At 61.8% G+C, this 22,436-nt stretch carries 20 protein-coding genes; 1 reads left to right on the forward strand and 19 read right to left on the reverse strand.

What is annotated here, in order from left to right; all coding sequences use genetic code 11:
* Positions 1-41: 41 nt before the first annotated feature.
* The 19 genes from HMPREF0326_RS11260 to HMPREF0326_RS11345 form a co-directional block, all read right to left on the reverse strand.
* Positions 42-1,538 carry a FliI/YscN family ATPase gene (locus HMPREF0326_RS11260; RefSeq protein WP_008683678.1) on the reverse strand — a complete coding sequence of 499 codons (1,497 nt, stop codon included), beginning with the start codon at positions 1,536-1,538 and terminating at the stop codon, positions 42-44.
* A gap of 48 nt (positions 1,539-1,586) precedes the next feature.
* Positions 1,587-3,182: a FliH/SctL family protein gene (locus tag HMPREF0326_RS11265; protein WP_008683675.1), complete on the reverse strand. Its 1,596-nt coding sequence runs from the start codon at positions 3,180-3,182 to the stop codon at positions 1,587-1,589.
* Positions 3,183-3,318: 136 nt separating this feature from the next.
* Positions 3,319-4,314: a flagellar motor switch protein FliG gene (gene fliG, locus HMPREF0326_RS11270; RefSeq protein ID WP_008683673.1), complete on the reverse strand. Its 996-nt coding sequence runs from the start codon at positions 4,312-4,314 to the stop codon at positions 3,319-3,321.
* Between the two features lie 186 nt (positions 4,315-4,500).
* Positions 4,501-4,722 (reverse strand): hypothetical protein, encoded by a 222-nt coding sequence (locus tag HMPREF0326_RS11275; RefSeq protein ID WP_008683671.1) that lies wholly within the window; start codon positions 4,720-4,722, stop codon positions 4,501-4,503.
* On the reverse strand, positions 4,700-6,346 hold the full coding sequence (gene fliF, locus HMPREF0326_RS11280) for a flagellar basal-body MS-ring/collar protein FliF (RefSeq protein ID WP_008683669.1): 1,647 nt from the start codon (positions 6,344-6,346) through the stop codon (positions 4,700-4,702). Before fliF ends, HMPREF0326_RS11275 begins: the two co-directional genes overlap by 23 nt.
* A gap of 401 nt (positions 6,347-6,747) precedes the next feature.
* Positions 6,748-7,194 carry a flagellar hook-basal body complex protein FliE gene (fliE, locus tag HMPREF0326_RS17530; protein ID WP_008683665.1) on the reverse strand — a complete coding sequence of 149 codons (447 nt, stop codon included), beginning with the start codon at positions 7,192-7,194 and terminating at the stop codon, positions 6,748-6,750.
* A gap of 25 nt (positions 7,195-7,219) precedes the next feature.
* Positions 7,220-7,660, reverse strand: a complete 441-nt coding sequence (gene flgC, locus HMPREF0326_RS11290) for a flagellar basal body rod protein FlgC (protein ID WP_008683663.1) — start codon at positions 7,658-7,660, stop codon at positions 7,220-7,222.
* 13 nt (positions 7,661-7,673) lie between these two features.
* The gene (flgB, locus tag HMPREF0326_RS11295) at positions 7,674-8,087 is read right to left on the reverse strand and encodes a flagellar basal body rod protein FlgB (protein WP_008683661.1); all 414 of its coding nucleotides are present in this window, start codon (positions 8,085-8,087) and stop codon (positions 7,674-7,676) included.
* Between the two features lie 214 nt (positions 8,088-8,301).
* Positions 8,302-8,829, reverse strand: a complete 528-nt coding sequence (locus HMPREF0326_RS11300) for a 3'-5' exonuclease (protein ID WP_008683659.1) — start codon at positions 8,827-8,829, stop codon at positions 8,302-8,304.
* Entirely contained in the window at positions 8,826-9,251 is a 426-nt protein-coding gene (locus tag HMPREF0326_RS11305) for a hypothetical protein (protein WP_008683657.1), read from the reverse strand. Before HMPREF0326_RS11305 ends, HMPREF0326_RS11300 begins: the two co-directional genes overlap by 4 nt.
* Positions 9,252-9,558: 307 nt before the next feature.
* Positions 9,559-10,047, reverse strand: coding sequence for a thermonuclease family protein (locus HMPREF0326_RS11310; RefSeq protein WP_009301331.1), 489 nt, complete (start codon positions 10,045-10,047; stop codon positions 9,559-9,561).
* Positions 10,048-10,256: 209 nt separating this feature from the next.
* Entirely contained in the window at positions 10,257-12,488 is a 2,232-nt protein-coding gene (feoB, locus tag HMPREF0326_RS11315) for a ferrous iron transport protein B (RefSeq protein ID WP_009301329.1), read from the reverse strand.
* A gap of 148 nt (positions 12,489-12,636) precedes the next feature.
* On the reverse strand, positions 12,637-12,912 hold the full coding sequence (locus tag HMPREF0326_RS11320) for a DUF2325 domain-containing protein (protein WP_008683651.1): 276 nt from the start codon (positions 12,910-12,912) through the stop codon (positions 12,637-12,639).
* Positions 12,913-13,078: 166 nt separating this feature from the next.
* Positions 13,079-14,368, reverse strand: coding sequence for a sensor histidine kinase (locus tag HMPREF0326_RS11325; protein WP_008683648.1), 1,290 nt, complete (start codon positions 14,366-14,368; stop codon positions 13,079-13,081).
* A complete protein-coding gene (locus HMPREF0326_RS17425) occupies positions 14,335-14,658 on the reverse strand; it encodes a winged helix-turn-helix domain-containing protein (protein WP_232221506.1) in 324 nt (107 codons plus the stop codon). The genes HMPREF0326_RS11325 and HMPREF0326_RS17425 overlap by 34 nt, the downstream gene beginning before the upstream one ends.
* On the reverse strand, positions 14,601-15,053 hold the full coding sequence (locus HMPREF0326_RS17430) for a response regulator transcription factor (RefSeq protein WP_009301325.1): 453 nt from the start codon (positions 15,051-15,053) through the stop codon (positions 14,601-14,603). The genes HMPREF0326_RS17425 and HMPREF0326_RS17430 overlap by 58 nt, the downstream gene beginning before the upstream one ends.
* A 150-nt stretch (positions 15,054-15,203) precedes the next feature.
* Positions 15,204-16,616: a TolC family protein gene (locus HMPREF0326_RS11335; RefSeq protein WP_198005297.1), complete on the reverse strand. Its 1,413-nt coding sequence runs from the start codon at positions 16,614-16,616 to the stop codon at positions 15,204-15,206.
* Between the two features lie 14 nt (positions 16,617-16,630).
* On the reverse strand, positions 16,631-18,568 hold the full coding sequence (locus tag HMPREF0326_RS11340) for a MacB family efflux pump subunit (protein ID WP_008683644.1): 1,938 nt from the start codon (positions 18,566-18,568) through the stop codon (positions 16,631-16,633).
* Positions 18,568-19,800: an efflux RND transporter periplasmic adaptor subunit gene (locus HMPREF0326_RS11345; protein ID WP_008683641.1), complete on the reverse strand. Its 1,233-nt coding sequence runs from the start codon at positions 19,798-19,800 to the stop codon at positions 18,568-18,570. The genes HMPREF0326_RS11340 and HMPREF0326_RS11345 overlap by 1 nt, the downstream gene beginning before the upstream one ends.
* 601 nt (positions 19,801-20,401) lie before the next feature.
* Here HMPREF0326_RS11345 and HMPREF0326_RS11350 point away from each other — a divergent pair.
* The coding region (locus tag HMPREF0326_RS11350; protein ID WP_020990541.1) for a filamentous hemagglutinin N-terminal domain-containing protein at positions 20,402-22,436 on the forward strand (2,035 nt) is incomplete at its 3' end.

The raw sequence follows: 22,436 nt of genomic DNA on the forward strand, positions 1-22,436 counted from the left end.
CAACGCAGAAATAATCGAAAAGACACTCATGGCGACATCCCCTAGCCCTGCGGCAGGGGCGCCACCCGGGCGCCTCCGGGCAACGGCGCGGGTGCCTCGGGCCGACCCACCTCGGCCAGGGCCCGCATCTGCGCCATGCACTGCTCCAGAAACTGCGGATCGCCCACATCCTGGCAGAGAAAGGCGTTGATGTCCGGCATGGCGGCAATGGCTTCGTCTATTTCCGCATTGCTGCCCCTGGCATAGGCCCCGATATTGACCATGTCCTCCACCCGGCGGAAGGTGCTCATGCGCCGGGTGATCACCCGCCCGGCCAGCACATCTTCCCTCTGGCAGATGTCCGAACGCAGACGACTGATGGAGCGCAGCACGTCGATGGCCGGAAAATGCCCCTGGTCCGCCAGATCACGGGTGAGCACGATATGCCCGTCCAGAATGGAACGCACCGAGTCGGCAATGGGTTCGTTGAAGTCGTCGCCGTCCACCAGGACGGTGTAAATGCCGGTGATGGTGCCTTTGGCCGAGCGCCCGGCGCGTTCCAGCAGTTTGGGCAGCTGGGCGAAGACCGAGGGGGTGTAGCCCTTGGTGGTGGGCGGCTCGCCCACGGCCAGGCCCACTTCGCGCGCGGCCATGGCAAAACGGGTCACGGAATCCATCATCAAGAGCACGTCCATGCCCTTGTCGCGGAAATATTCGGCCACGGCCGTGGCCGCGTAGGCCGCGCGCATACGCACCAGTGGGGACTGGTCCGAGGTGGCGATGACCAGCACCGAGCGGGCCATGCCCTCGGGGCCCAGGTCCCGTTCCATGAATTCCACCACTTCGCGGCCGCGCTCGCCGATCAGGGCGATGACGTTGACGTCGGCCCTGGTATAGCGGGCCATCATGCCCATGAGCGTGGATTTGCCCACGCCGGAACCGGCCATAATGCCCACGCGCTGTCCCTTGCCCAGGGTCAGCAGGCTGTTGATGGAGCGCACGCCCACGTCCAGAATGTCCGTAATGCGCGGACGCTGCAACGGGCTGGGCGGGTCGGCGTAAATGGGGGTCAGCTCGGGATGCCACTGGGCTCTGGCCTTTATGGCCCATTCCGGCGTGAAAGGGGCCTGGATTTCCAGCTGGCGCTGAAAGTCGGCCTGGCCCCGATCCCCGGCGGGCAGGGGCGAGGTGTAGATTTCCGCGCTCACGGGCGGCCCGGCGTCCAGGGGCGTGCCGAAGGCGTCAAAAGCCCGGCCCAGCAGCTCCGGCCCCACGGGAAAAACCGGCGGCAAGCTGGTATTGCGGATGAGGCTGCCCGGCCGGATGCCGCGCATATCCCCGTAGGGCATGAACAACAGATTGCCGTCACGGAAGCCCACCACTTCGGCGGCGATGCCCTCGCTTTCCCCGTCGGGGAGCATATGGCAGACCGCGCCCAGGGGGGCGCGCAATCCGCCGCCCTCGGCCACCAGGCCAACCACCTTGTTGACCTTGCCGAACAGCCGGATGGGATTGCTGGTGCGCAACAGCTGGGAACAGGCGCGCGGGTCCAGTTTCATGACGTTCTTACTCCAGATCCGCCGCTAGAGCAGTTCAAGTGTTAAATTCTACTTGCCATCCGCGCCCGGCAAAAAACCGCCATTGGAAAGCACCTCGCGCTCGTCCCCGTTCTCCACGGGAAAGAGCTCTTCCTCCAGCTCCGCGAGGCTGGGATTTTCCTTGGCCGAAGCGTCGGGCGTATCTGGGGCCGCGTCAAATACGGCCGCAGCCGCCGTACCTTCGTAGCCGCCCGTATCAGCTTCGGGCCGGGCGGCGGCAGAGGGAGCGGCTTTGATACGGGGCCCTTCCTCGCCCAAAGGGGGCAGCCAGGCTTCGGGTAAATCTTCGGGCAAATCCTCGGCCAAAACATTGGGCTGTACGCCCGCATCCATGGGCGGCGCGGGTTCGGGCCGTACTTCCTGTACCGGGGGGGCAGGGGAAATTTCGTCTTCCGGCTCCGGTGCGACCGAGGTCGGCGGCGTTGCCGCGCGGCCAGGTTCGGACTCTTCCGCAGAAATGGAGGCCGCGCCGGGCTCAGGCGCTGACGGGGCCGCAGGGACGGGCGTTGGAGGCTGTATCGCCCCGGGAACGGCAGCTTCCTGGGGCAGGTCCGGTTCGAAGTCGGATTCAGAGGCCGTATCAACAGCGGGCACAGCTTCCGGCTCAGGGATAATCTCGGAAGCAGCATCAGGGGCGGCCTCAGGCGAATGGTCCGGCTCGGGCGCGAGCGTCGCGATTCTGCGTACTTCGCGCTCCACCAGCTCATGCACGGCGGGCGCGTCCTTTTCCTCGTCCTCGCGTACGGGCAAAGCCAGATGGCTCAGAATGCCGTCCACCAGATCCCGGAAATGCTCGCGCCGACTGTCCACGCTGCCGCTGACGCTTTCAGCCACCAGGCCGCCGCGTTCAACGGCCGTGTCGCCGTTGACGATCCATTGCTTGAGTTCCGGCGCGCGCTCGCGCGCGGCCATGAACATGTCGCTGACCGTGGCCTCATCCTCGGGATTGACGCGTACGGTCACGGTAGCCCGGTCTTCCAGCAGATTCAGGGCCTCCAGAACCAGGGAGCGCAAAATGGCCACATGCTCTTTGTCCAGCAACCAGCCCGTGCCCGCGCCGACGGCCGTCCGCACCAGCTCCACCAGTTCCTCGCGCCAGGAATCGCCGATGGCCTGCCGCTGGGCGTCAATAGCGCGCAGCACCACGGCCAGGGACTGCCCCAGATCCGCGCGGAATTCCCTGAGTTCATCCCCGGCCTGATCCATACCGGCCTGAAAGCCCTCGTCGTGGGCCGCCTCGCGGATGCGTTCGGCCTCTTCACGCGCGGCCCTGGCCGAGGCCAGTTCCGCGGCGGCCTGCTCCTGGGCGGCTTTGCCCGCCGCCTTGAGGGCTTCGCCTTCGCGGACCAGTTTTTGGCGCTCGGCTTCGGCCTCGGCCTTGGCCTCTTCCAACACTTTCTGGCGTTCGGCATAGGCAGCGCCGAGAATCTCGCGCGCCCGGTCCGCCGCCCTGGCGCGCACCCGCTCCAGATAATCTTCCTGCTGCTCCCGCTTGAGCCGCTCGCGGCGCATGGGCTCCTGCATGGCGTCCAGTTGCTCCACGGTGGCTTCGCGCTCCCCCATGAAGATGGTGCCCCATTTTTTGCGCAATTCGTCTGACGCCATGGCCGCTTCCCGCAGTTACAGATTGAGCCGCCGCCGGGGCCGCACGAAGATTGGAGCATTTCAACGTTGAAAATGTTGAAATGCTCTGGTGGCGGCGTCAGCTTTGAAATGCAGTGCATTTCAAAGCTGATCCGCTCTAGACGAAAACCTCGCCCGCGCCCCGGCTGACCACCACCTTGTTTTCGGCTTCCAGGCGGCGCACGATCTTGACGATGTTCTGCTGGGCGGTTTCCACGTCCGAGAGTTTGGTGGGCCCCATGAATTCCAGCTCCTCGCGGATCATGTTGCCCGCGCGCTCGGACATGTTCTTGAAAAACTTGTCCTTGAGGTCGTCGCTGGCGCCGCGCAGGGCCAGGGTAAGATCCTCGTTGGAAATCTCCTTGAGCAGTTCGCGCACGCCCCGGTCGTCGATATTCTTGCAGTCCTCGAAGACGAACATGAGGTTGCGGATATCCTCGGCCATCTGGGCGGAGTCTTCCTCGATTTCCGACAGCACTTCCTCTTCCGTGGCACGGTCCACGGCGTTGAGGATTTCGGCCACGGACTGCACGCCGCCCACCTTCTTGCCTTCCTTGCCGCCCATGGCGATAAGCTGGCTGGTGAGCACCTTGTCCACTTCCATAAGCATGTCTTCGGGCACGGATTCCAGTTTGGCCAGACGCGTGAGCACTTCGGAGCGCACGCCGGCGGGCAGGCTTGTCAACAAATTGGCGGCTTGGTCCGGATTGAGGTGGCCCATGATCAGGGCCAGGGTCTGGGGATGCTCATTGCGCAGGATCTGCGAGAGCAGACGCGGGCTGACCTGTTCCAGTTCCCGGAAAGGCGCGGGGCCGGTATCCAGACTCAGGGAGTCCATGACATATTTGGCGGTTTCCGGATCCAGATTCTTGACCAGCAGACGCTTCACGGTATCGCTGCCGCCGGAGATCATATCCACGCCGTCCACCAGGGATTCATGGAACTCGCGCAGCACTTCCTCCACGGTTTCCCTGGGCACGGGCTCCAGTTCCACAATGGCTTTGGAGACGTCGGCTATTTCCTGCCGCTCCATGCGCTTGAAGACGTCAGCCGTAAATTTGTCGCCCATGGCGAGCAACAGCACGGCAATACGCTGATGGCCGGTCAACTCCATCCCCTACTCCTTAAAAGTAATTACACTTGAGATTTCCGCTTGACGGCGGGCAAAGCCCGCCTACGGAAATCTCGCGAGCCTTGCTCCACTTCGTCTCGCAAGGCCGAGCATTTTAACAGTAAAGAGAATTTCATGGTGAAAAATGCTCTAAAGCTCGGGTACACGCGCACAGGAGGGCGTCCGTTGTTATTTTTCCCTGTCCTCAAGCCAGCGCCGGATCAGCCGGACAGCCTGGTCCATGTGCTGCTCCGTGAAGTGGAAGAGGCGCAATTTCAACTCCTCCACCCGCTGGTTGGTTTCCTTCTGGGCATGCCGCAAAGCCTTGAGCTCGGCCAGGGAAGGCAGGCGGGACGTCCCCCCGCCCCCGGACGGCAGCGATTTAAGATCAGGCCTTTGCTGTTTCATCATTCCTCATCCATCCGCGCACCAAGGTCACCACCTGTTCCATGTGATTGTCGGAAAGGGTAAAGATGTGCGCTTTCAGGGCTTCAATATCCTTGAACACCAACTCGCCGTCATCCTCTTCCTGTTCGGGACCTTCCTCGTCGGCCTTGGCCGCTTCCTCCAGGGCTTCGTACAGGGCAAGCTGTTCCTCGGCCGCGGGCAGGCCTTCCAGGCCTTCCACCATTTCCCCGGCTTCCACCTTGGGCCGGATCAGTGCCAGCACCACGGGCCGCACGATCAGCATCAGGAAGAGGAAGGCCAGCAGGGCATTAAGCAACGGTTTGCCCAGACGCTCGGCGTAATCGGCCAGCAAGTCGGCGAAATTGGGGTCCTTGGGCGGTTCCGAATCGGTAAAGGGAGCGGAACTCACCTCCAGCAAGTCGCCGCGCCCCTTGTCCAGGCCCACGGCGTTGGAAACCAGCTGCCGCACGCGATCCAGCTCTTCCGCCTTGCGGGGCACAAAGGACCATTTGCCGTCAGCCTTTTCATACGTCCCATCAATGATAACCGCAACGGTCAGGCGGCGCAAATCCCCCACATTGGCGACGATCTGCTGCTCTTCCTTGTTGATTTCGTAGTTGGTGGTGCGGGTTTCGCGGGTGCCGTTCTGGTCCGAAACGGAGCCGGTGATGCCGTCGCCGCGAAAATTGGTGTCCGGCGCGCCCGCTTCAAGATTGGCCCGGCCCTGCTGGCTTTCCTCACTGCGCTGTTCGCTGCGCACGGCGGTTTTTTCAGGGTCGAAAAATTCCCGGCGAATGGTTTTCTGGCTGAAATCCATGTCCGCGTTGACCTTGGCGATGACCCGGCCCGGCCCGAAAAGGGGTTGCAGCATTTCCTCAATGCGCCGTTCCAGATTGCGCTGCACCTGAAGGCGATGCTCCATCTGGGTGCTGCTGGCCCCGGCCAGACTGTCTTCTTCCGGCTGATAGAGCACCTTGCCGCCGTTATCCGTGATGGACACATGGCCCTTGTCCAGGCCTTCCACGGCCATAAGCATCATATTCAGGATGGCGCTGATTTCTTTCTGATCGGGCTTGCTGTTGGGATTGGTCAGTTTGAGCACCACCGAGGCCGAGGGGGACTGGCGCTCCTCCACAAAAAGACTGCGCTGGGGGATGACCAAATGCACACGGGCGCTTTCCACGCTGGGGAATTCACTGATGGTGCGCGAAAGTTCGCCCTGGAGCGCGCGGGTGTAGTTGATTTTCTGCACAAAGTCGGTCTGGCCCACCTTGACCTTGTCAAAAATTTCAAAGCCGATGCCCTGCCCCACCAGACCGCCTTCTCCGGCGATCTTGATGCGCTGGTCGTAGACCACTTCCTTGGGCACCATGATGGTGGCCCCGTTGTCGGCCAGCTGATAGGGAATTTTGTCGGTCTGCAGGGCCTTGACCACATGGCTGGCGTCTTCCGCCCCCAGATTGGAATAGAGCACGCGGTATTCTGGTCGGCCCACCCAGACCGAGAGTCCGATGACAGCCGCGAGCAGCGCCACCGCGCCGCCTGCCACGGCCACGCGCTGAATGACGCTCATCTTGCTCCAGATTCCCTTCAGAGTGTCCACGAAATTCGCAATGAAAGCGGGCATGGCGTTTCCCCCGGTCCTTTCTCAGTCTTTCCGGCAGCAAGCCGGGCATTGCCCAGGAATAGCAATTGCCATGCCAATTCTTAACTCATTGAAAAACAACAATATTTAATAAAATACAAGGCGAGTCGTCCCGATTGTTCAAATTTGTGACGCAAGACCTGAAAACAGTCAGCCTCGCGCCGGACACGGACGCGAGGCTGACTGTTGTGCGGAAAGAAATTTTTTTATCGTGTGGGAAATGCGGACCTGTCGTAGGAAAGCGTCGTCACGAGATAGATTTTCGTGTTATATCAAGGAAAACAAGCCCGCTTTAAAGGAGTGTACTCTTATGGTACTCGACTGAAAAAGCGGGCGAAAGTTTGACGCAGAGATAACCGAAAAGATACTCGTGACGGCACTTTCTAGAATTGCATCTTGGAAATTTCCTTATACGCCTCCAACACCTTGCCGCGCACGGCGCTGGTCAGCTTCATGGCCAGGCTGGATTTCTGCATGGTGATCATCAGCTCATGCACGTTCTGGCTACGGCCCGAGGCGAAGTCGTCAATGGCCTGGGCCTTGGCGCTCTGCAGCTCATTGACCTTGTTCAGCGAGCCTTTGATCGTGTCGCCGAAGCTGTTGGACGGCGTGACGGGCGTGTGCTGCTGGTCGGGGTAGCGGATGAAATCGGCCTGCGCGCCGAAAGTCTCCCCTTTGTCCACGCTGTCACGCAGCAGGCTCTGGTCCAGGGTGTGGGAAAACAAGGTCTGTTTGCCCACGGGCATGCCCTGCTTGAGGGAGCCGTCCACCTTGTTGAAGTGCTGCAACGCATCGCTGTAGGCCCGCAAGCCCAGTGCCTGAACGCTCATGACATACTCCTATCGACTGCACGGCCTATGACTTGCCGATTTCCAGAGCCTTGTTGTACATGCCCTTGATGGCTTCCACGGTGGTGACATTGGCTTCGTAATTGCGCTGGGCGCTCATCAGATTGGCCATTTCCTCCACCACATTGATGTCCGGATACGAAACATAGCCCTCGGCGTTGGCGTCGGGATGCCCAGGCTCATAGACCTGCTTGAGCGGGCGCTTGTCCATGGTCACGGCCATGACGCGCACGCCCTTGAGCTCGCGGTCCAGGGCCGAGCGCATGTGCACGGAAAAAGGATCGTCCACGTCCGTTGCCGCCTGCACCACGGTGCGCCGCCGGTAGGGGCCGCCCTGGGGCGTGCGCGTGGTTTTGGCGTTGGCCAGGTTCATGGAGATGGTGTTGATACGGGTGCGGTCCGCCGTCAGTCCGGAAGCGCCGATATCGAGTGCGGTCAGAAAATCCATAACGATCTCCCGGCTAAGCCTGCTTGCCGTCCTGGATTATGGTGGACATGCCTTCGAAGGTTTTGCTCATGATCTGGGTAAGCGCGGTGTATTGCAGCTGGTTCTTGGCGTGCTTGGCCATTTCCTTGTCCAGGCTGACGCGGTCCTCGCCGTGGATCTGGCGCGGCTTGAACTGCTTGGACCATTCAGGGCCGAAATTGTCCGGATTAAAGGCCGCCGGCATATGCCCTTCGCTGGTGGCGCTCATGCGCCCCTTCATGTCCAGGCCCAGCGCGCTTTGCAGTTCTTTTTCAAAAGCCAGCTCGCGCGGCTTGTAGTTGGGCGTTTCCACGTTGGCCAGGTTGCTGGTGATCACGTTCTGCCGCTGCAGCTGCATATCCATGACCCGGCTGACAAGACCGATCTGGCTGTTGAACATACTTTTCATAAAGCCTCCCGCATTCCCGACAGGAATGCCTGCCCCGGAGAAGCAAAGTTTGTTCCACAGTCTGTTTTATGTGCGAATTCAGATAATTGCAGATAAAAAATAAAAGCCGCGCCAAGGTTTTGGCGCGGCCGAAGTTCCTTCGGAACGGGAACAGGATGCGGCGAGAGTCAGGACTCCGGCAAGGGCGTTTTTCCGAACAGGCACATGGCGCCGCTCAGAGGCGCATCTGGGCGTCCGTGACGCCCAGGCCGCGCAGCCGCAGATAGACTTCGGCGCAGGCCTGCGCGTCGGAGGCGGCGTTGTGGTGTTTGAGCGCGATGCCGAAATACTCGCAGACCAGATTGAGTTTTTTGGACGGCAGGGGCAGGCTGCGCCGCGAACCTTTCAGGGTGCAGAGAAAAGGCGCCTCCGGCGCGGGCAGACCGGCGGCACGGCAACAGGCAAGGAGCACGCGCCGGTCAAAGGAGGCGTTGTGCGCCAGCAGAAAATGCGCTCCGCACAATATCGCGCCCGCTTCCGGCCAGGCCTGGGCGAAGGAGGGAGCGTCCCTGAGCATGGGCCAGGTCAGGCCGTGAATTTCCGTAAACAGCACGCGCGCGGACGGCGGCCGCAACAGACGGTAAAAGCAATCCGTAACGCGGCCGTCCTCAATGCGCGCAAGGCCCACAGCGCAGGCGCTGTGGGCCGCATAGCCGGACGTTTCAAAATCAATGGCCACACAGGGGCCGCTCAGTACGCTCATGCCCCGGCGGCAGCGGCACGGGCGGCTTCGGCCAGACGGGCGGCGATATACGCGCGCATGGCCGCGTCGTCCTCATCCAGGTTGAAGCAGCAGGCGTCCTCGCCCATCAGGCCCTCGGGCACGTAATCGCCCTTTTCGTCCGGATCCGTAATCATGTCGGCGTAAAAGCAGACGGACAGCCAGCGGCTTTCCGGTTCGTCGTCCACCACGTCCACCAGCACGAAAAGCTCGCGCTTCCGCTGCGCCTCATGCCGGGCGCGCAGGGAATAACTGATGCCCGGCCGGGCCTTGAAATCCAGGCTCACGCCGGACAGGCCCACGAGAAAGTCCTTGTAGACCACGAAAGCCTCTTTGGCCTTCAACGGATCAGCCTGCCAGTTGTCCAGAAAATCCCGCACGTCCTGCGGGCACACAGCGCTCATATCCACTCCTTGCATTTTAGAACAATTTCATTTTGAAATTGCCCTGCTGACGCGAAAACGGCAGCCGCCACAAAGACCGACCCGACGGGCGGCCCGCAGGGCCGTGCCTGTAGCCCAAAGGGCGTACAGACATCGAGAGCAACGCGGCTTGGATTCCGGCGAAGCGACCGAAGGCAGCCCGAAGGACTTCCCCGTTGCGACAACGGAGCCATACGGGGAGCGACAGCAACGATAACCACGTTTTTCGCCAGAATGCCGACTTTGAAATTTATAAAATTTCAAAGTTACTCTGCTCCAGGCCCGCCGCTCACCGGCTCCACTGCCAGGGCGGCGTGCTCATATTCAGGCCCCAGAGACCACGCCGGTCCACAACGGCCTGATGCTCCTGAATGTACCAGCGGCGGCAGAACATGGCCTTGCACGTCGAACGGTTCACCCAGGCCAGGCCCTCGACCAAAAGCTGGTAATTGACGGATGTTCCGGCAACCTGGACAAGGGCGCTCACCGCGCCCTTGTCGTCCTCGCCCACGCTGTCCACGCCCACCTTGGTGCCCTTGGGCATCAGGCGGAGCAGAAAGTCCCGCGCATCGGGGCCGAAGGGCTGGCTCAGGGAGGGCGCGTCAATGCCGTAAAAACGGAGAATGGTGGTAGGTTCGTCCCTGTCCGCCTTTTCGCTGACCGAGACGGTGTTGCCGTCCTCCACCCGCACCACATAAGCATCCCAGGCGCGTGCGTCAGGGCAGAGCCAAAGGAAAAGAAAAATGACCAGCAAACAGGCTCCGGCCCGCATACTCATGCGCCCTCCTCTGCCGCCGAAATATCGGCGGCGACGTCGCGTGATTCCGTCCGCGACGCGGATCGGCGGCGGGCGGAACGCAATGCCGGAAATAATGCCCGCGCCGCAACGCCTTTGTCAAGGCATGCGGCGCGGGGCGTCACCTGTGCCGCGCGGGCGGCGAAAGCCGCCGCCCGCGCGGCCAGATCTTTGCAAACAGGGAATTGTCGCTAGCCCCAGACGGTCCGGCCGACCTGGTAGGCCCCCACAGCTATGGCATAAGCCAGCGCCGTGTTGAACAGGATGCTGAAAGCCACCCAGCCCCAGCTTCCGGCCTCCTGCCGGATGACCACCAGGGCCACGAAGCAGGGCGAATAGAGCAGCACGAAGAGCATCAGGGACAGGGCCGTGGCCTTGGACCAGGAGGGATCGCTCTTGAGGCGTTCGGCCAGAGGCGCGGCGTCTTCGGGGTCCTGCTCGCCCAGCGCATATGCGGTGCCCATGGTGGCGACCACGGCTTCTTTGGCGGCAATGCCGGCCAGCAGGGCGATGTCCGTACGCCAGTCGAAACCGGCGGGTTTGGTCACGGGCTCCACGAACCTGCCGAGACGCCCGGCCACGGAGTAGGCCAGCTCCTCTTCGCCGAGTTGGTCGCGCGCATCGGCCAGTTCCCCTTCCAGGGCCTCGCGTCCCTCGGCGCCTTCAGGCAGCGCGTTGACCTGCGTTTCGAGCTGTTCGATCTTCTGCTCAAAAGGAGCGGCGGCTTCTTCAGGCAGGGACGGGAAGGTCATGGCGGCCCAGATCACCACGGAAATGGCCAGAAGCACGGTACCGGCCTTTTTCAAATACATCCAGGCGCGTTCCCAGCAGTGCAGCAACACGCTGAACAATGTGGGCATGCGGTACGGCGGCAGTTCCATGACAAAAGGCGTGGCTTCGCCCTTGACGATGGACGAACGCAGCAGGCGGGCCACCACCAGAGCCGCCACCCAGCCGGTAATCATGATCAGGAACATGACCGTGGCCGCGTTTTCCGGGAAAAAGGCCCCGGCCAGCAGCAGGAAAACCGGCAGTTTGGCCCCGCAGGTCATGTACGGCAAGGTCAGCAGGGTCGCCAGCTTTTCCTTGGGGCTGCGCAAGGTGCGGGTGGCCATGGCCCCGGGAATGGCGCAGCCGCCCGCGATGCCGCCGGAAATGACATAGGGCATCACCGAGGCGCCGTGCAGACCGAAGAAGCGGAAAATCCGGTCCATCATATAGGCCATGCGGGCCATGTAGCCGCTGTCCTCCAGAAAGGAGATCAGGGCGAACATGATCATGATCAGGGGCACGAAACTGACCACGCCGCCCACACCGGCGATGATGCCGTCCACGACCAGGGACTGGGCCAAGCCCCCGGGCAGCACGCTGGTGCAGAAGTCGCCCAGCCAGGCAAAACCGTCTTCCACCCAGCCTTGGGGATACGCGCCGACCTCAAAGGTGATCTGATAGATCATGTAGAGCACGCCAAGCATGATCAGCGGGCCGAAAAAGGCATTGGTCAGCACTTTGTCCAGCTTGTCGGAAAGAGCCAGACGGCTCTTGCCCGGATCCTGGCTCACAATGCCGTCACGCAGAATGCTGCGGATGTAGCCGTAACGATGGTCCGTGATCACGGATTCCATACTGGTGTTGAGCGTGTCGCGGACATGCGCCACCGCCTTTTTGCAGATGGCTTCCAGTTCGACCGTGGTTTTGGCGTCGGCGGCGCGGGCTTCCTTGAGCATGTCCCCATCGCCCTCAAGCAGCTTGAGCGCCACCCAGCGGGACTGGTACCGCGCGGCCAGCAGTCCGGAACTCTCAATGCCTTTTTCCAGCTCCAGAAGCGCGGTATCCAGGTCCGCGCCGTAGGAAAGGCGCAAGGGGTCCCGTTTGCCCGCCCGGGCCAGGCTAACGGCCAGCTCCATGGCTTTTTTAAGTCCCTCGCCGGTACGGGCCACCATGGGCACCACCGGAATGTCCAGCATCCGGCTCAGCCGGTCCATATCAATATGGATGCCCGCGGCGCGGGCCTCGTCCATCATATTGCAGGCCAGCACAACGGGCATGCCCATTTCCAGCATCTGCACGGTCAGCAGCAGATTGCGTTCCAGAGCGGAGGAATCCACCACATCGATGACGGCCTGCACATTGTTGGCCGCCAGTTCGCGCCGGGCCACCAGTTCTTCCTGGGAATAGGCGGTCAGGCTGTAGGTTCCGGGCAGGTCCACAAGTGTCACCGGCTCGCCGTTGAAGACGAACTGGCCCTCCTTTCTGTCCACTGTCACGCCGGGGTAATTACCCACATGCTGACGGGCCCCGGTGTACCCATTGAACACCGTGGTTTTGCCGCAGTTGGGATTGCCCGCCAGCGCAATGCGCACCATCGCGGACGATCCGCCGTGCATTTCCTCCACCGATTTGAACTGCCTCACCGCACTCATGCCGGAACCTCCCCCATGGCATAATCGGCGGCAGGGACCACCTGCCGCCCACAATCCGTGACCCGAATATCTCTCATTGCCGGGACTCCATAAAAATGAAATTCATTTCCGAAATGAACTAGCTACTTGTCCTCCGGATGTCAAGCATTCATGACGAACGCAGGCATTCCCGCAATGAGGAGACGCCGCACGAATGCACCATATGGATGGGAATATTGCGCGACCTTGCCAACTGCATGGCTTTGCGCTTGGCCTCGTGGGAAATTTTGTTGGTGAACACGATCACCCTGTCCGGATTGCCGATCTTGTCCATGAAATTCCGTTCATTGCGGCTAATGCACTTAAGACTGTGGCCGCCTTCCTTAGCCGCCGCGATATACTCGGGCTTCAGCCTGTCCATGCCGCCGATCAAGGTAACGCACATAGCTTTTCTCCTGGCTATGGCCTTCCCGCTGACCCCCGTGGCGAAAAGAACCGTTTGTATCCGCTTTACGTGACTTCTTTATAATTGAAAATGAATTTCAAAGTCAAGATAATTTTCATAACTCCTGTCGATTTGCTGAAAAATCCGCCGCAACGGCTGCCGTGCGTCAACAGGGCAAAGCCACCGTTTCCGACAGGCGCACAGTCACCACGTTCCGGCCGGGAAAAGCCTGGCTTGTGTAAAGCCAGTCGAGCCGGGCCGTCAGCCGCCGCGTCAATTCCAGTCCAAGCCCGAAACCGATGTCTCCCGCGAGATCGCTTTCTCTGGCCATGTAATTGACCACTTCGACCACGCCGCCGTGCTGGCTGATGTGAATGATGCCGCGCAAGGTATGCTGGAATGCGTTCCGCACAACATTGCCCAGGACTATACGTGCCGCGGCCTCCGGCAAAAGCATCCGGCAGGGGGCCGTTTCCAGAACGAACTTCAGATCTTTTTCAATATATAATTTATTTGTATCATGGACTATCTCCTTCAGCAGCGCATCGACATCCACCATGCCGGGCGCGGGCATTTCCGCCACATCCCGTCCAAGCCATAACAGCGTTTCCACCAGATGGGTCATGGTATGCCCGGCGCGGTCAATGCGCTGGACAATGGATTTTTCCATTTCCCGGTCCGTGCCACGGCGGCTCATAATCTTTCGCAGCAGTTCCGTGGCCGCGAGCACAACGCTGATGGGCGTACGCAATTCGTGGCTGCTGTACTGCAAAAACAGCCGTTCACGCTCCAGGCTTCGATGCTCGGCCACAAGGCTTTTCCGGATCAATGCGGCCAGCTTGTTCAATTCCGGATAGCAGAAGTCCGGCGGCGTCTCTTTCAGGCGTTGCTCGTCCAGTTCGGCGGCCCAGTCCGCCAGGGCCTTGGCCGGACGGGAGACTTTCCTGATCAGCAGGCGGGTGAACAGAAACAGCGCCGCCACTGTCACGGCGCTGACGCCCAGGAGAATCCGTACGGTTTCGGCCATCTGACGTCCCACCAGAGGGGACGCGTCCTCCTGTCTGACGCCCTGGCGCACGTAGTAGTCCTGCCCATCCGCGCGTACGCGCATGACAAAGTTGAGCTGTTGCGGCGGATCGGGCCATGAGCCCAGATCATACTTGTAGAGCGCCCCTTCCCGCAGCGGCGGCGTAAGATTGTCGCGCACCTCGGCGGGCATATCCTCCCAGCGGGGGGCTATCTCCAGGCCGTTGACGTTTTGCAGGCCCCGCCTGCCCGCAGCAGGAATGTCGGCCGCGTATAGCTGCACGGCCTGCGCCAGATTGGCCGAGATGATGCTGTCCAGTCCCTTGCCGAAAAAGCTCAGACTCAGAAAGGCATAGCCGACTACCGGCAACAGGGCGATGCCCAGAAAAGAAAGACTCAAAAACCATGAGAGGCTGATTTTCCGGTCCACCAGGAGGTTCCCTCGCGCAAGGCCACGCCGTGGCCGGGCATGGTGTGCAGCAGATTCGTGTCAAAAGGGGCGTCAATGCTCTTGCGCAGATGAAAAAGATGCACCTTGAGACTGTCGCTGTCCGGCGGATCGTCCCCCCATACGTCGAAAAGCAGCTTCTGCCTGCTGACCGCCTCGGGCGAGTGGCGCAGCAGTACGTGCAGGATGCGCCAGCCGATGGGCGAGAGTTGTATCAGTCTGCCCTGCCGCTCTCCCTGTGCTCCCTGACATCCATGAACAGATCTCCGCAACGCAATATTCTGGCCTGGCCGCTGCGCCGCTGGGACAGGGCCTGCAGCCGCGCCACCAGTTCGCGCATTTCAAAGGGCTTGATCAGATAATCGTCGGTTCCTGCCGCGAAACCGGCGAGCTTGTCGTCAATATGTCCGCGTGCCGTAAGCATCAGAACAGGGGTGTCGTCGCCCTCCTGCCGCAGCCGGGCGCAGAGCGAAAGCCCGTCGAGAAGCGGCAGATTGAGGTCGAGCACAATGGCGTCGTAGGCCGTGCCGCATGCCGGAGCGCCTGCCAGTTGCAGGCCGTGCGCGCCGGTCCGGGCATAGTCGCAGTGCATGTTTTCCAGTGCGAGATATTCCACAATGGTTGTGGCCAGGTCCACATCATCTTCCACAAGCAGGATGTGCAGCATGCAGCGCCCCTCCCTTATCCGGAAGCGCAGGGCAATGAAGATTTTTGTTCTCTGCCCCCAAAAAAGAACTCCGCGCGGAATGAACCATATCAAGACATGGATGCGTTTCGCACAGGCTGATCCTGACGCAGGCGGAGGGCAAAAAGACCATCAATCAGCGCTTCCTTGTTGTTTGGGCTCATAACGACCGCCCATGGCCTTGTATATTCCATTCTCCCAGGTGAGCAGCGTATACCGCGCCGAAAGCACGGACAATGCGGAATTGTCGGCTGTCGCCAGGGCCTCCAGATAATCCTTGAGCGACTCCCGGCCTTGGGCATGGCGCGTGCCGTAGTAGGCGGCAATGCGCCGGTCGCGTTCATGGACCTGCTGCGTCTGCTCCAGGGTCTGCCGTGCCAGAACGTAGGACGCGCAGGCGGTGTCCACCTCGTTGAGCGCCGTGGTCAGGCTTTGCACGAGGCTCAGCCGTGCGCTTTCAAAATCCGCTTCCGAAATTTTGACGTTCCAGCGCAGGGTATTCCAGTCCAGAAAGGGCAGGCTCAGGCTCGCCAGCCCCGTGAGCAGGGGCACATTGAAGAAGCGTCCGGCCGTGTCCGAACTGAGGTTGAGCGTGGAGCCCACGGTCAGGCGCGGGAACCAGGCGGCCCTGTCCGCCTCCAGGTTTTTGAAAGCCCCCTCCAGCCGCGCCTGGGCCGCATGGATGTCCGGCCTGGCGGCCAAGGCGGCAATGGGCACGTTGAGGTCCACGGGCACGGCGGCCACGGCCATGATGTCAGCGCCGTCGGGAGGGGGCGGCGTTTCGCCGGGCCGCATATTGCACAGATTGCGCAGCGTTTCCAGAGTTTCGGCCCGTTGCGTGCGCAGCTCCGTCAATATGTTCCCGGCATTGAGCAGGGACTGCTCGGCCTGAAGCGGCTCCACCACCGTGGCCTTGCCTTCCCGGTATCTCGCCCGGGCGATTTCAAGGATGCGCCGGTATGTCTCGGTATTGCGTTCCACCAGGGTGATGGATTGTTCGGTATACATCAGCCTGAACCAGGCGCTCACCACACTGTTGACAAGAGCCAGGCGCGCACCGGCCAGATCTTCCACGCTGGCGCGGTATTCCCAGGCCTTGGCGTCATAGGCGTCGCGCAGACGCCGCCAGAGGTCCAGCTCATAACTCATGGCGGCCTCGCCCTGCCAGCTCTCCCGCCAGGTTTTTCCGTCCTCCAGATGGTGGCCCGGCTTGAGATTGCGGGAGACGGAAGCCGAGCCCCCGGCGGAAAAGCCCGGCAGCAGGTCCGACGTTATGAGCCGCGCTTCATACTGCGCCCGGTTGACGGCAACGGCGCTGGCCGCCAGGTCCGTGTTCCGCTCCAGGGCCAGTTCCACTGTCCGGTCCAGGGCCGCCAGACCATAGCCTCGCCACCATTCCGTATTCAGATTATAGCGGGCGGCCGTCTGCCGTTCAGAGATGACCGCGCTCATGATCTCCGCCCCGGAACGCTCTTTCGCGGCGCAGGCCGAAAGCAGGCCGGCCGGGACCAGGGCCAGCAGCAGGACCGGAACGCAACGGAACATGCAACGCTTTGCCATCATTCCCTCGAGAGCGCCTCAATGGGGTTGAGCCGCGACGCGTTGCGCGCCGGAACAAAGCCGAAGCAGGTGCCGATGAGAGACGAACAGGCCACGGCCAGCAGGATGGAATCCATGGAAAACCGCAGTGAAAATCCCAGGGAGAGCATACTCGCGGCCACGCTGATCAGACCGGCCAAAGCTATGCCCGCCACGCTGCCCACCAGGCAGATCAGCACGGCTTCCAGCAGAAATTGTTCCATGATATTGACGCGTCGCGCGCCCACGGCCATACGCAGGCCGATTTCGCGCGTGCGTTCGGTGACGGAAACCAGCATGATGTTCATGACGCCGATGCCGCCCACCACCAGTGCGATAAGGGCTATGCCCGTTATAAGCAGGGTCATGGTGCCGGTGGCGCTTTCGATGGTCTGCCGGATGCTGTCGGTGTTGAAAGTGGAAAAATCCTTGCTGCCGTGGCGCGCGGTGAGCAGCCGCGTGATGTTCCGCTCCGCCATGAGCGGCATGACGCCGTCCGCGACCTTGACCGTAATGGAGGCGATGCTGTGGGACCCCGTAATCCTGTACATGACCGTGGTGTACGGAGCCCAGATATTCAGCGTGTCCGAAGGGCCGAAGCCCATATCCTTCTTTTTGACCACGCCCACGACCCGCAGGGGGCGGCTGTTGAAGAGCAGAATCCGCCCTTCCGCCTGCCCGATGGGAAACAGGCGCCGGCGCGTGTTCTCGTCGATGACCACCACGGACTCGTTGCGGCGCACGGCGTTCTCATCGAAAAAACCGCCCGAGGCCGGTTCCAGGCCCTTCACGTCAAAGTAACCGGCCCCCACACCGTTGAGCTGCGCCGTAACCGAGATATTGCGGTACCGCAGCGTGCCGCTGGATGAAGCATTAGGGGTGCTGCTGGCGATATAGGGCTGCTGCGCCAGAATATCCGCATCGGCCACGGTCAGGGTGGTTATCTGGGCGGCCCGCTGGTCTCCGAAGCCCCTGCCGGGAAAGATGTCGATGGTGTTGGTGCCCATGGCGCTGATGTCGGCGATGATTTTTTCCTGCGAGCCCCGTCCCAAAGCCACCACGGAAACCACCGAGGCAATGCCGATGATAATGCCGAGCATGGTCAGGCAGGAACGCAGCTTGTGCGCCCAGATGGCTTGCAGGGACATTTTGACCGCCTCGCGCAGCTGGTCAAGACGTCCCGTCATCCTGAGCACGGGACGGACCGTCGCGCCGGGGGGCGCGGCCGGGGCATGGGGCCGGGTGCGCTCGTCGGAAACGATGCGCCCGTCGCTGATACGGATGACCCGCGCCGCATGCGCCGCCACCTTGAGATCGTGCGTCACCACAATGACCGTATGGCCGCGCGCGTGCAGCTCTTTCAGAATCTTCATGACATTGTCGCCGCTGGCGGAATCCAGCGCGCCCGTGGGTTCGTCCGCCAGGATGATGCGCCCGCCGTTCATCAGGGCGCGCGCGATGCTCACGCGCTGCTGCTGGCCGCCCGAAAGCTCGGCGGGCAGATTGCGCAGCTTGTCGTTCAGATCCAGGTCCGCAAGCAGGGCGCGCGCCCTTTGCAGGCGTTCCGCCTTGCCTTCTCCGGCATAGACGGCGGGCAGGGCCACATTTTCCAGGGCCGACAGCCGGGACAGCAGATTGTAGCGCTGAAAAACAAAGCCCAGATGCGCGCAACGCAGGACGGACAGGGCGTCCGGATCCAGATCGGCCGTATCCTGGCCGTTGATGCGGCATATGCCGCTGCCGGCTTTGTCCAGGCAGCCCAATATATTCATGAGCGTGGACTTTCCCGAGCCGGACGGCCCCACGATGGCCACGAACTCCCCGTCCTCAATGGAAAAGCTCAGTTCGTGCAAGACCTGAACGCGGTTTTCGCCACTGCCGAAAAATTTGCTGACCGCGCTGACTTCAATGATCGGCATCAGTGCGGTCCTCCGGGGCCCGGTCCCTTGAGTTCGGTCCGGGCGTCCATTTCCTCCCTGGTGACGCGTCCGGCCACGACCTTTTCCCCTTCGCGCAGGCCGTCCACAATTTCCATGCGCACGCCGTCTGAAAGACCCGTGACCACCCTGCGCGCTTCCGTCCCCCCATTGTCCGCCAGTACCTGGACTATTTTGCCTTCAGGGCCGTCTTCGACCGCCAGCAGCGGCACGGTCAGTGCGTCCGCCTTTTCCGCCGTGACGATGACGGCCTGCACGGTCATGCCGATGCGCAGGCGGGCGTCGCCATTGTCCACCAGGGCCTTGCCGTAATAATACACGGCCGTGCCGGATGAGGAGGACGAGGAAGATGCGGACCCGGACGAGGAAGACGAGGAACTCTCATAGGTGCCGTCCGACAGGGTGGTCAGACCCGGATCAATGGACGTAAGAACGGCATGAGCCGACACGTCCGGCTCGCCCAGGATGGTGTAGGACACGGCCATGCCGGGCCGCACCGCCGGAATGTCGCCTTCGGAAATCTCAAGGCAGATCTCCATACTGCCGAGATCGGCGATCTGGGCAATGGTGGGGGTGGACTGCGCGGCGTTGACCGTCTGTCCTTCCTCCACGGGAACCGACACTACCGTACCGGCCAGAGGCGCGGTGATTCTGGTATAACCCAGATTTTCCATGTCCGTGTTCACGGCCAGTTCCGTCTGGCGTACCAGGGCTTCCAGTTCCGCCACTTCGGCCCTGGCAAGGGCCCAGGCGGTTTCCGCGCTTTCCAGATCTTCCTGCGAGGCGGCCTCGCGGGCGCGCAGGGCCTTTTCGCGCCGATACTGCCGCTCGGCGATGCGGCGGCTGACCTTTTTGGATTCCAGGCGCTCCTGATAGGATTGCAGCAGGGCCTTGTCCGTCTCCAGCTGGTTCTGTTGCGTGGTGGCGTTGATTTCGGCGATCAGTTCGCCTTTGTTCACCATCTGTCCCACCCGGACATGGATTTTGACGATCTGCCCGGAAACCTGTGCGCCCACCGTGACCAGCTGGGCCGCCTTGACCTCTCCCGTGGCGTTGACGACGTGACGCACGGCGCTTCTGCGGGCCGCATCACTCAGATAGATTATATCCGGACGCGAGGTGCCGCTTGTCCATAAGCCCAGGCCCACGGCCAGAACCGCGACTGCCAGAGCCATGCCCAGAAGCCGTTTTCCACCCGCTGTTTTGAGCTTCACGCCCGTCCGCCTGTTTTTCTTGTTGCTTTCATTGCGGTTCAAGCTAGGACGGCATGGGTTAAGGCAAGGTTAAGAGTCGCATCTGGTTGCAACTATTTTTACAAACCTTTCCCGCCCAGGCGGAAAGGCTTTCCCCGGCCCTGTTTGGGACTAAAAAAATTACTAATTAATTCGACCCGCTGCCGGGCGGAATCAATACGTTACAATTAAAATAAATTTATTTATATTTACTTTTATTTTACATCTTCCTATATATACTTATGAATAAAATTCTGCTTGCCGCAGCTGTTTTGGCAGTTCTGGCGTCGCAGCTTTTTCCGGCATCAGCTATCCAGGCCGCCGGGCCCGTTGCGCCGTTTGATCTGCCCGCCCGCGCTGTCCAGGCGTATGAGCAGCGCCTGCGTGAACAGGAGACCCCGCCCGCCGTCTATGCGGGGAAGGCAGGACGGAACGCCTGCAAAGGACGCGCGCCCTGCTTGCGGACCTGAATCTGGATGACTTGACACACAATCTTCCGCCGCGTCGGCCCCCAATTCCGGCGCGCGGGGCGTAAAGCGCTCAGGGCAAGGAGCGCGTTTTGCCGGGCTCAAGGGAGGGAATCATGAAGAGGAAAGGGGAAGCGCGCAATGTCCTGCTGTGCGCCGTGCTTGCGGCGCAGTTGATCCTTTTGCCCGTACTGGGAGCCAACGTCCGGGCCGCCGGTGTGACGCCGGACCCCAATGCGGCGGCCAACAAGCGCCCGAGCATGGAGACCGCGCCCAACGGCGTGCCGGTGGTCAACATCACGGCGGCCAACGGCTCGGGGCTGTCGCACAACCAGTACCATGATTTCAACGTCCACCAGCAGGGCCTGATCCTGAACAACAGCAGCGGAGCCGCCAATTCGCAGCTCGGCGGCATTGTGGCGGGCAATCCCAACTTCCACGGCAACCGTGGGGCCGAGGCGCGCACCATCCTCAATGAGGTGACCAGCGCCAACCGCTCGCGCATTGAAGGCTATATCGAAGTCAACGGCCGGGCGGCGGACGTGATTCTGGCCAACCCCAACGGCGTGACGGTCAACGGCGGCGGCTTCATCAACGTGCCGCGCGCCACCATCACCACGGGCAAGCCGGAGGTGGACCCCGGCGGCGCGTTGCGCGGCTATGAGGTGCGCCAGGGCGACATCCGCATTGAAGGCGCGGGCATCAACGCCGACAACACGGACGCCTTTACCCTGCTGGCGCGCACGGCCCATGTGGAAGCCCAGGTGCGCGCCAGCAGCCTGGCCGTGGTCACGGGCAAAAACAGCGTGGCCGCCGACGGCACGGTGACGCCCCTGGCCGATCCCTCCCCTGCCCCGGCTGATCCCGGCGATCCCTCCCTGCCCCCCGCCGCCGAGGAAAAACCGGAAGTGGGCATTGACTCCTCGGCCCTGGGCGGCATGTACGCCAACCGCATCACCCTTATCGCCACGGAAAAGGGCGTGGGCGTGAACCTGGAAGGCACGGTACAGAGCGCGGACCAGATGGTGATCACCGCCGACGGCAAGCTGCGCCTGCGCGAGGCCGTCTCGGGCGGCGACGCGGTGCTGGCCGGCAAGGGGGATATCGAACTGACCGGAGCCACCGTCACGGCGGCGCGTGACCTGTCGGTGACGGCTGACAACCTGCGCCTGGAAAAGGGCGTCTTTGAACCGCAATATGAAGCCCGCAAGGCCAAAAAACAGGCCGGAAGCGTAACAGCCGGTGCGGCTTCCGCACCGGCGTCGGGTCTGACAGACCCGACGCCCGAGCCGGAACCGGAAAAATCCTCCGGACTTTATGCGGGCGGCAATCTGTCGATCAAAGCCAATACCCTGGTTCTCGGCGAAGACGCGCAGGCGGCGTCCGGGGTGGACAGTTCCGGCGGCCTGACAAAAGACGGCAACACAACTATCGCCGCCGGTACAGTGGAGGCAAAACGGGCCAAAGTCCTGTCCGGCGGATCAATCAACATCGCGGCCGCCACGGCCGATGCCGCCTCTTCAACCATTGCGGGCCGGGGCGACGTCGTGCTGTCCGGCGGGGAGCTCGCCCTTCTGAACACCCTGGTACAGGGCGGACGCGTGGGGCTGGACCTGGAGCACGTGAAACTGACGGAAAAATCCAAGGCGGAAGCCGTCACGGATCTGGCCTTCCGGGTGGCCCAAGCGGAGCTGAACGACGCAAGCCTGAGCGCCGGTTCCGACTTGCTTCTGGATGTGGGAAAAGCCCTCTTTGACGTTCAAAGCAGCCTTTCTTCCGGCAATGACCTGACCCTGCGCGGCACGGATGTAACCCTGAACGGCGCATTTCTGGCGGCCGGGCAGGACCTTGAATATTCCGGCGAAAGCCTGAGCAATATGAACGGCGTCCTGTACGCGGCGCGGGACCAGCGCCTGTACACATCCGGCCTGCTGCTCAACGACGGCGGCGAAATTTACGCCGGGCGCGACATTCTGATCGCCGACGCCGACGGCAAGGGAGAGAACGCCGTGCGCAATCTCTCGGGCACGATCTCCGCCGGGAACGAGCTTTCCATCAGCGCAAAAACCGTGGAAAACAAAAAACGCGAATTTGAAGTGGCGGAACGAGGCAAGCACATTTCATACAACGAATGGTATGAATGCAACAAGC

The sequence above is a fragment of the Desulfovibrio sp. 3_1_syn3 genome, assembly GCF_000145315.2.
In the GTDB taxonomy this organism is placed as follows: domain Bacteria; phylum Desulfobacterota; class Desulfovibrionia; order Desulfovibrionales; family Desulfovibrionaceae; genus Desulfovibrio; species Desulfovibrio fairfieldensis.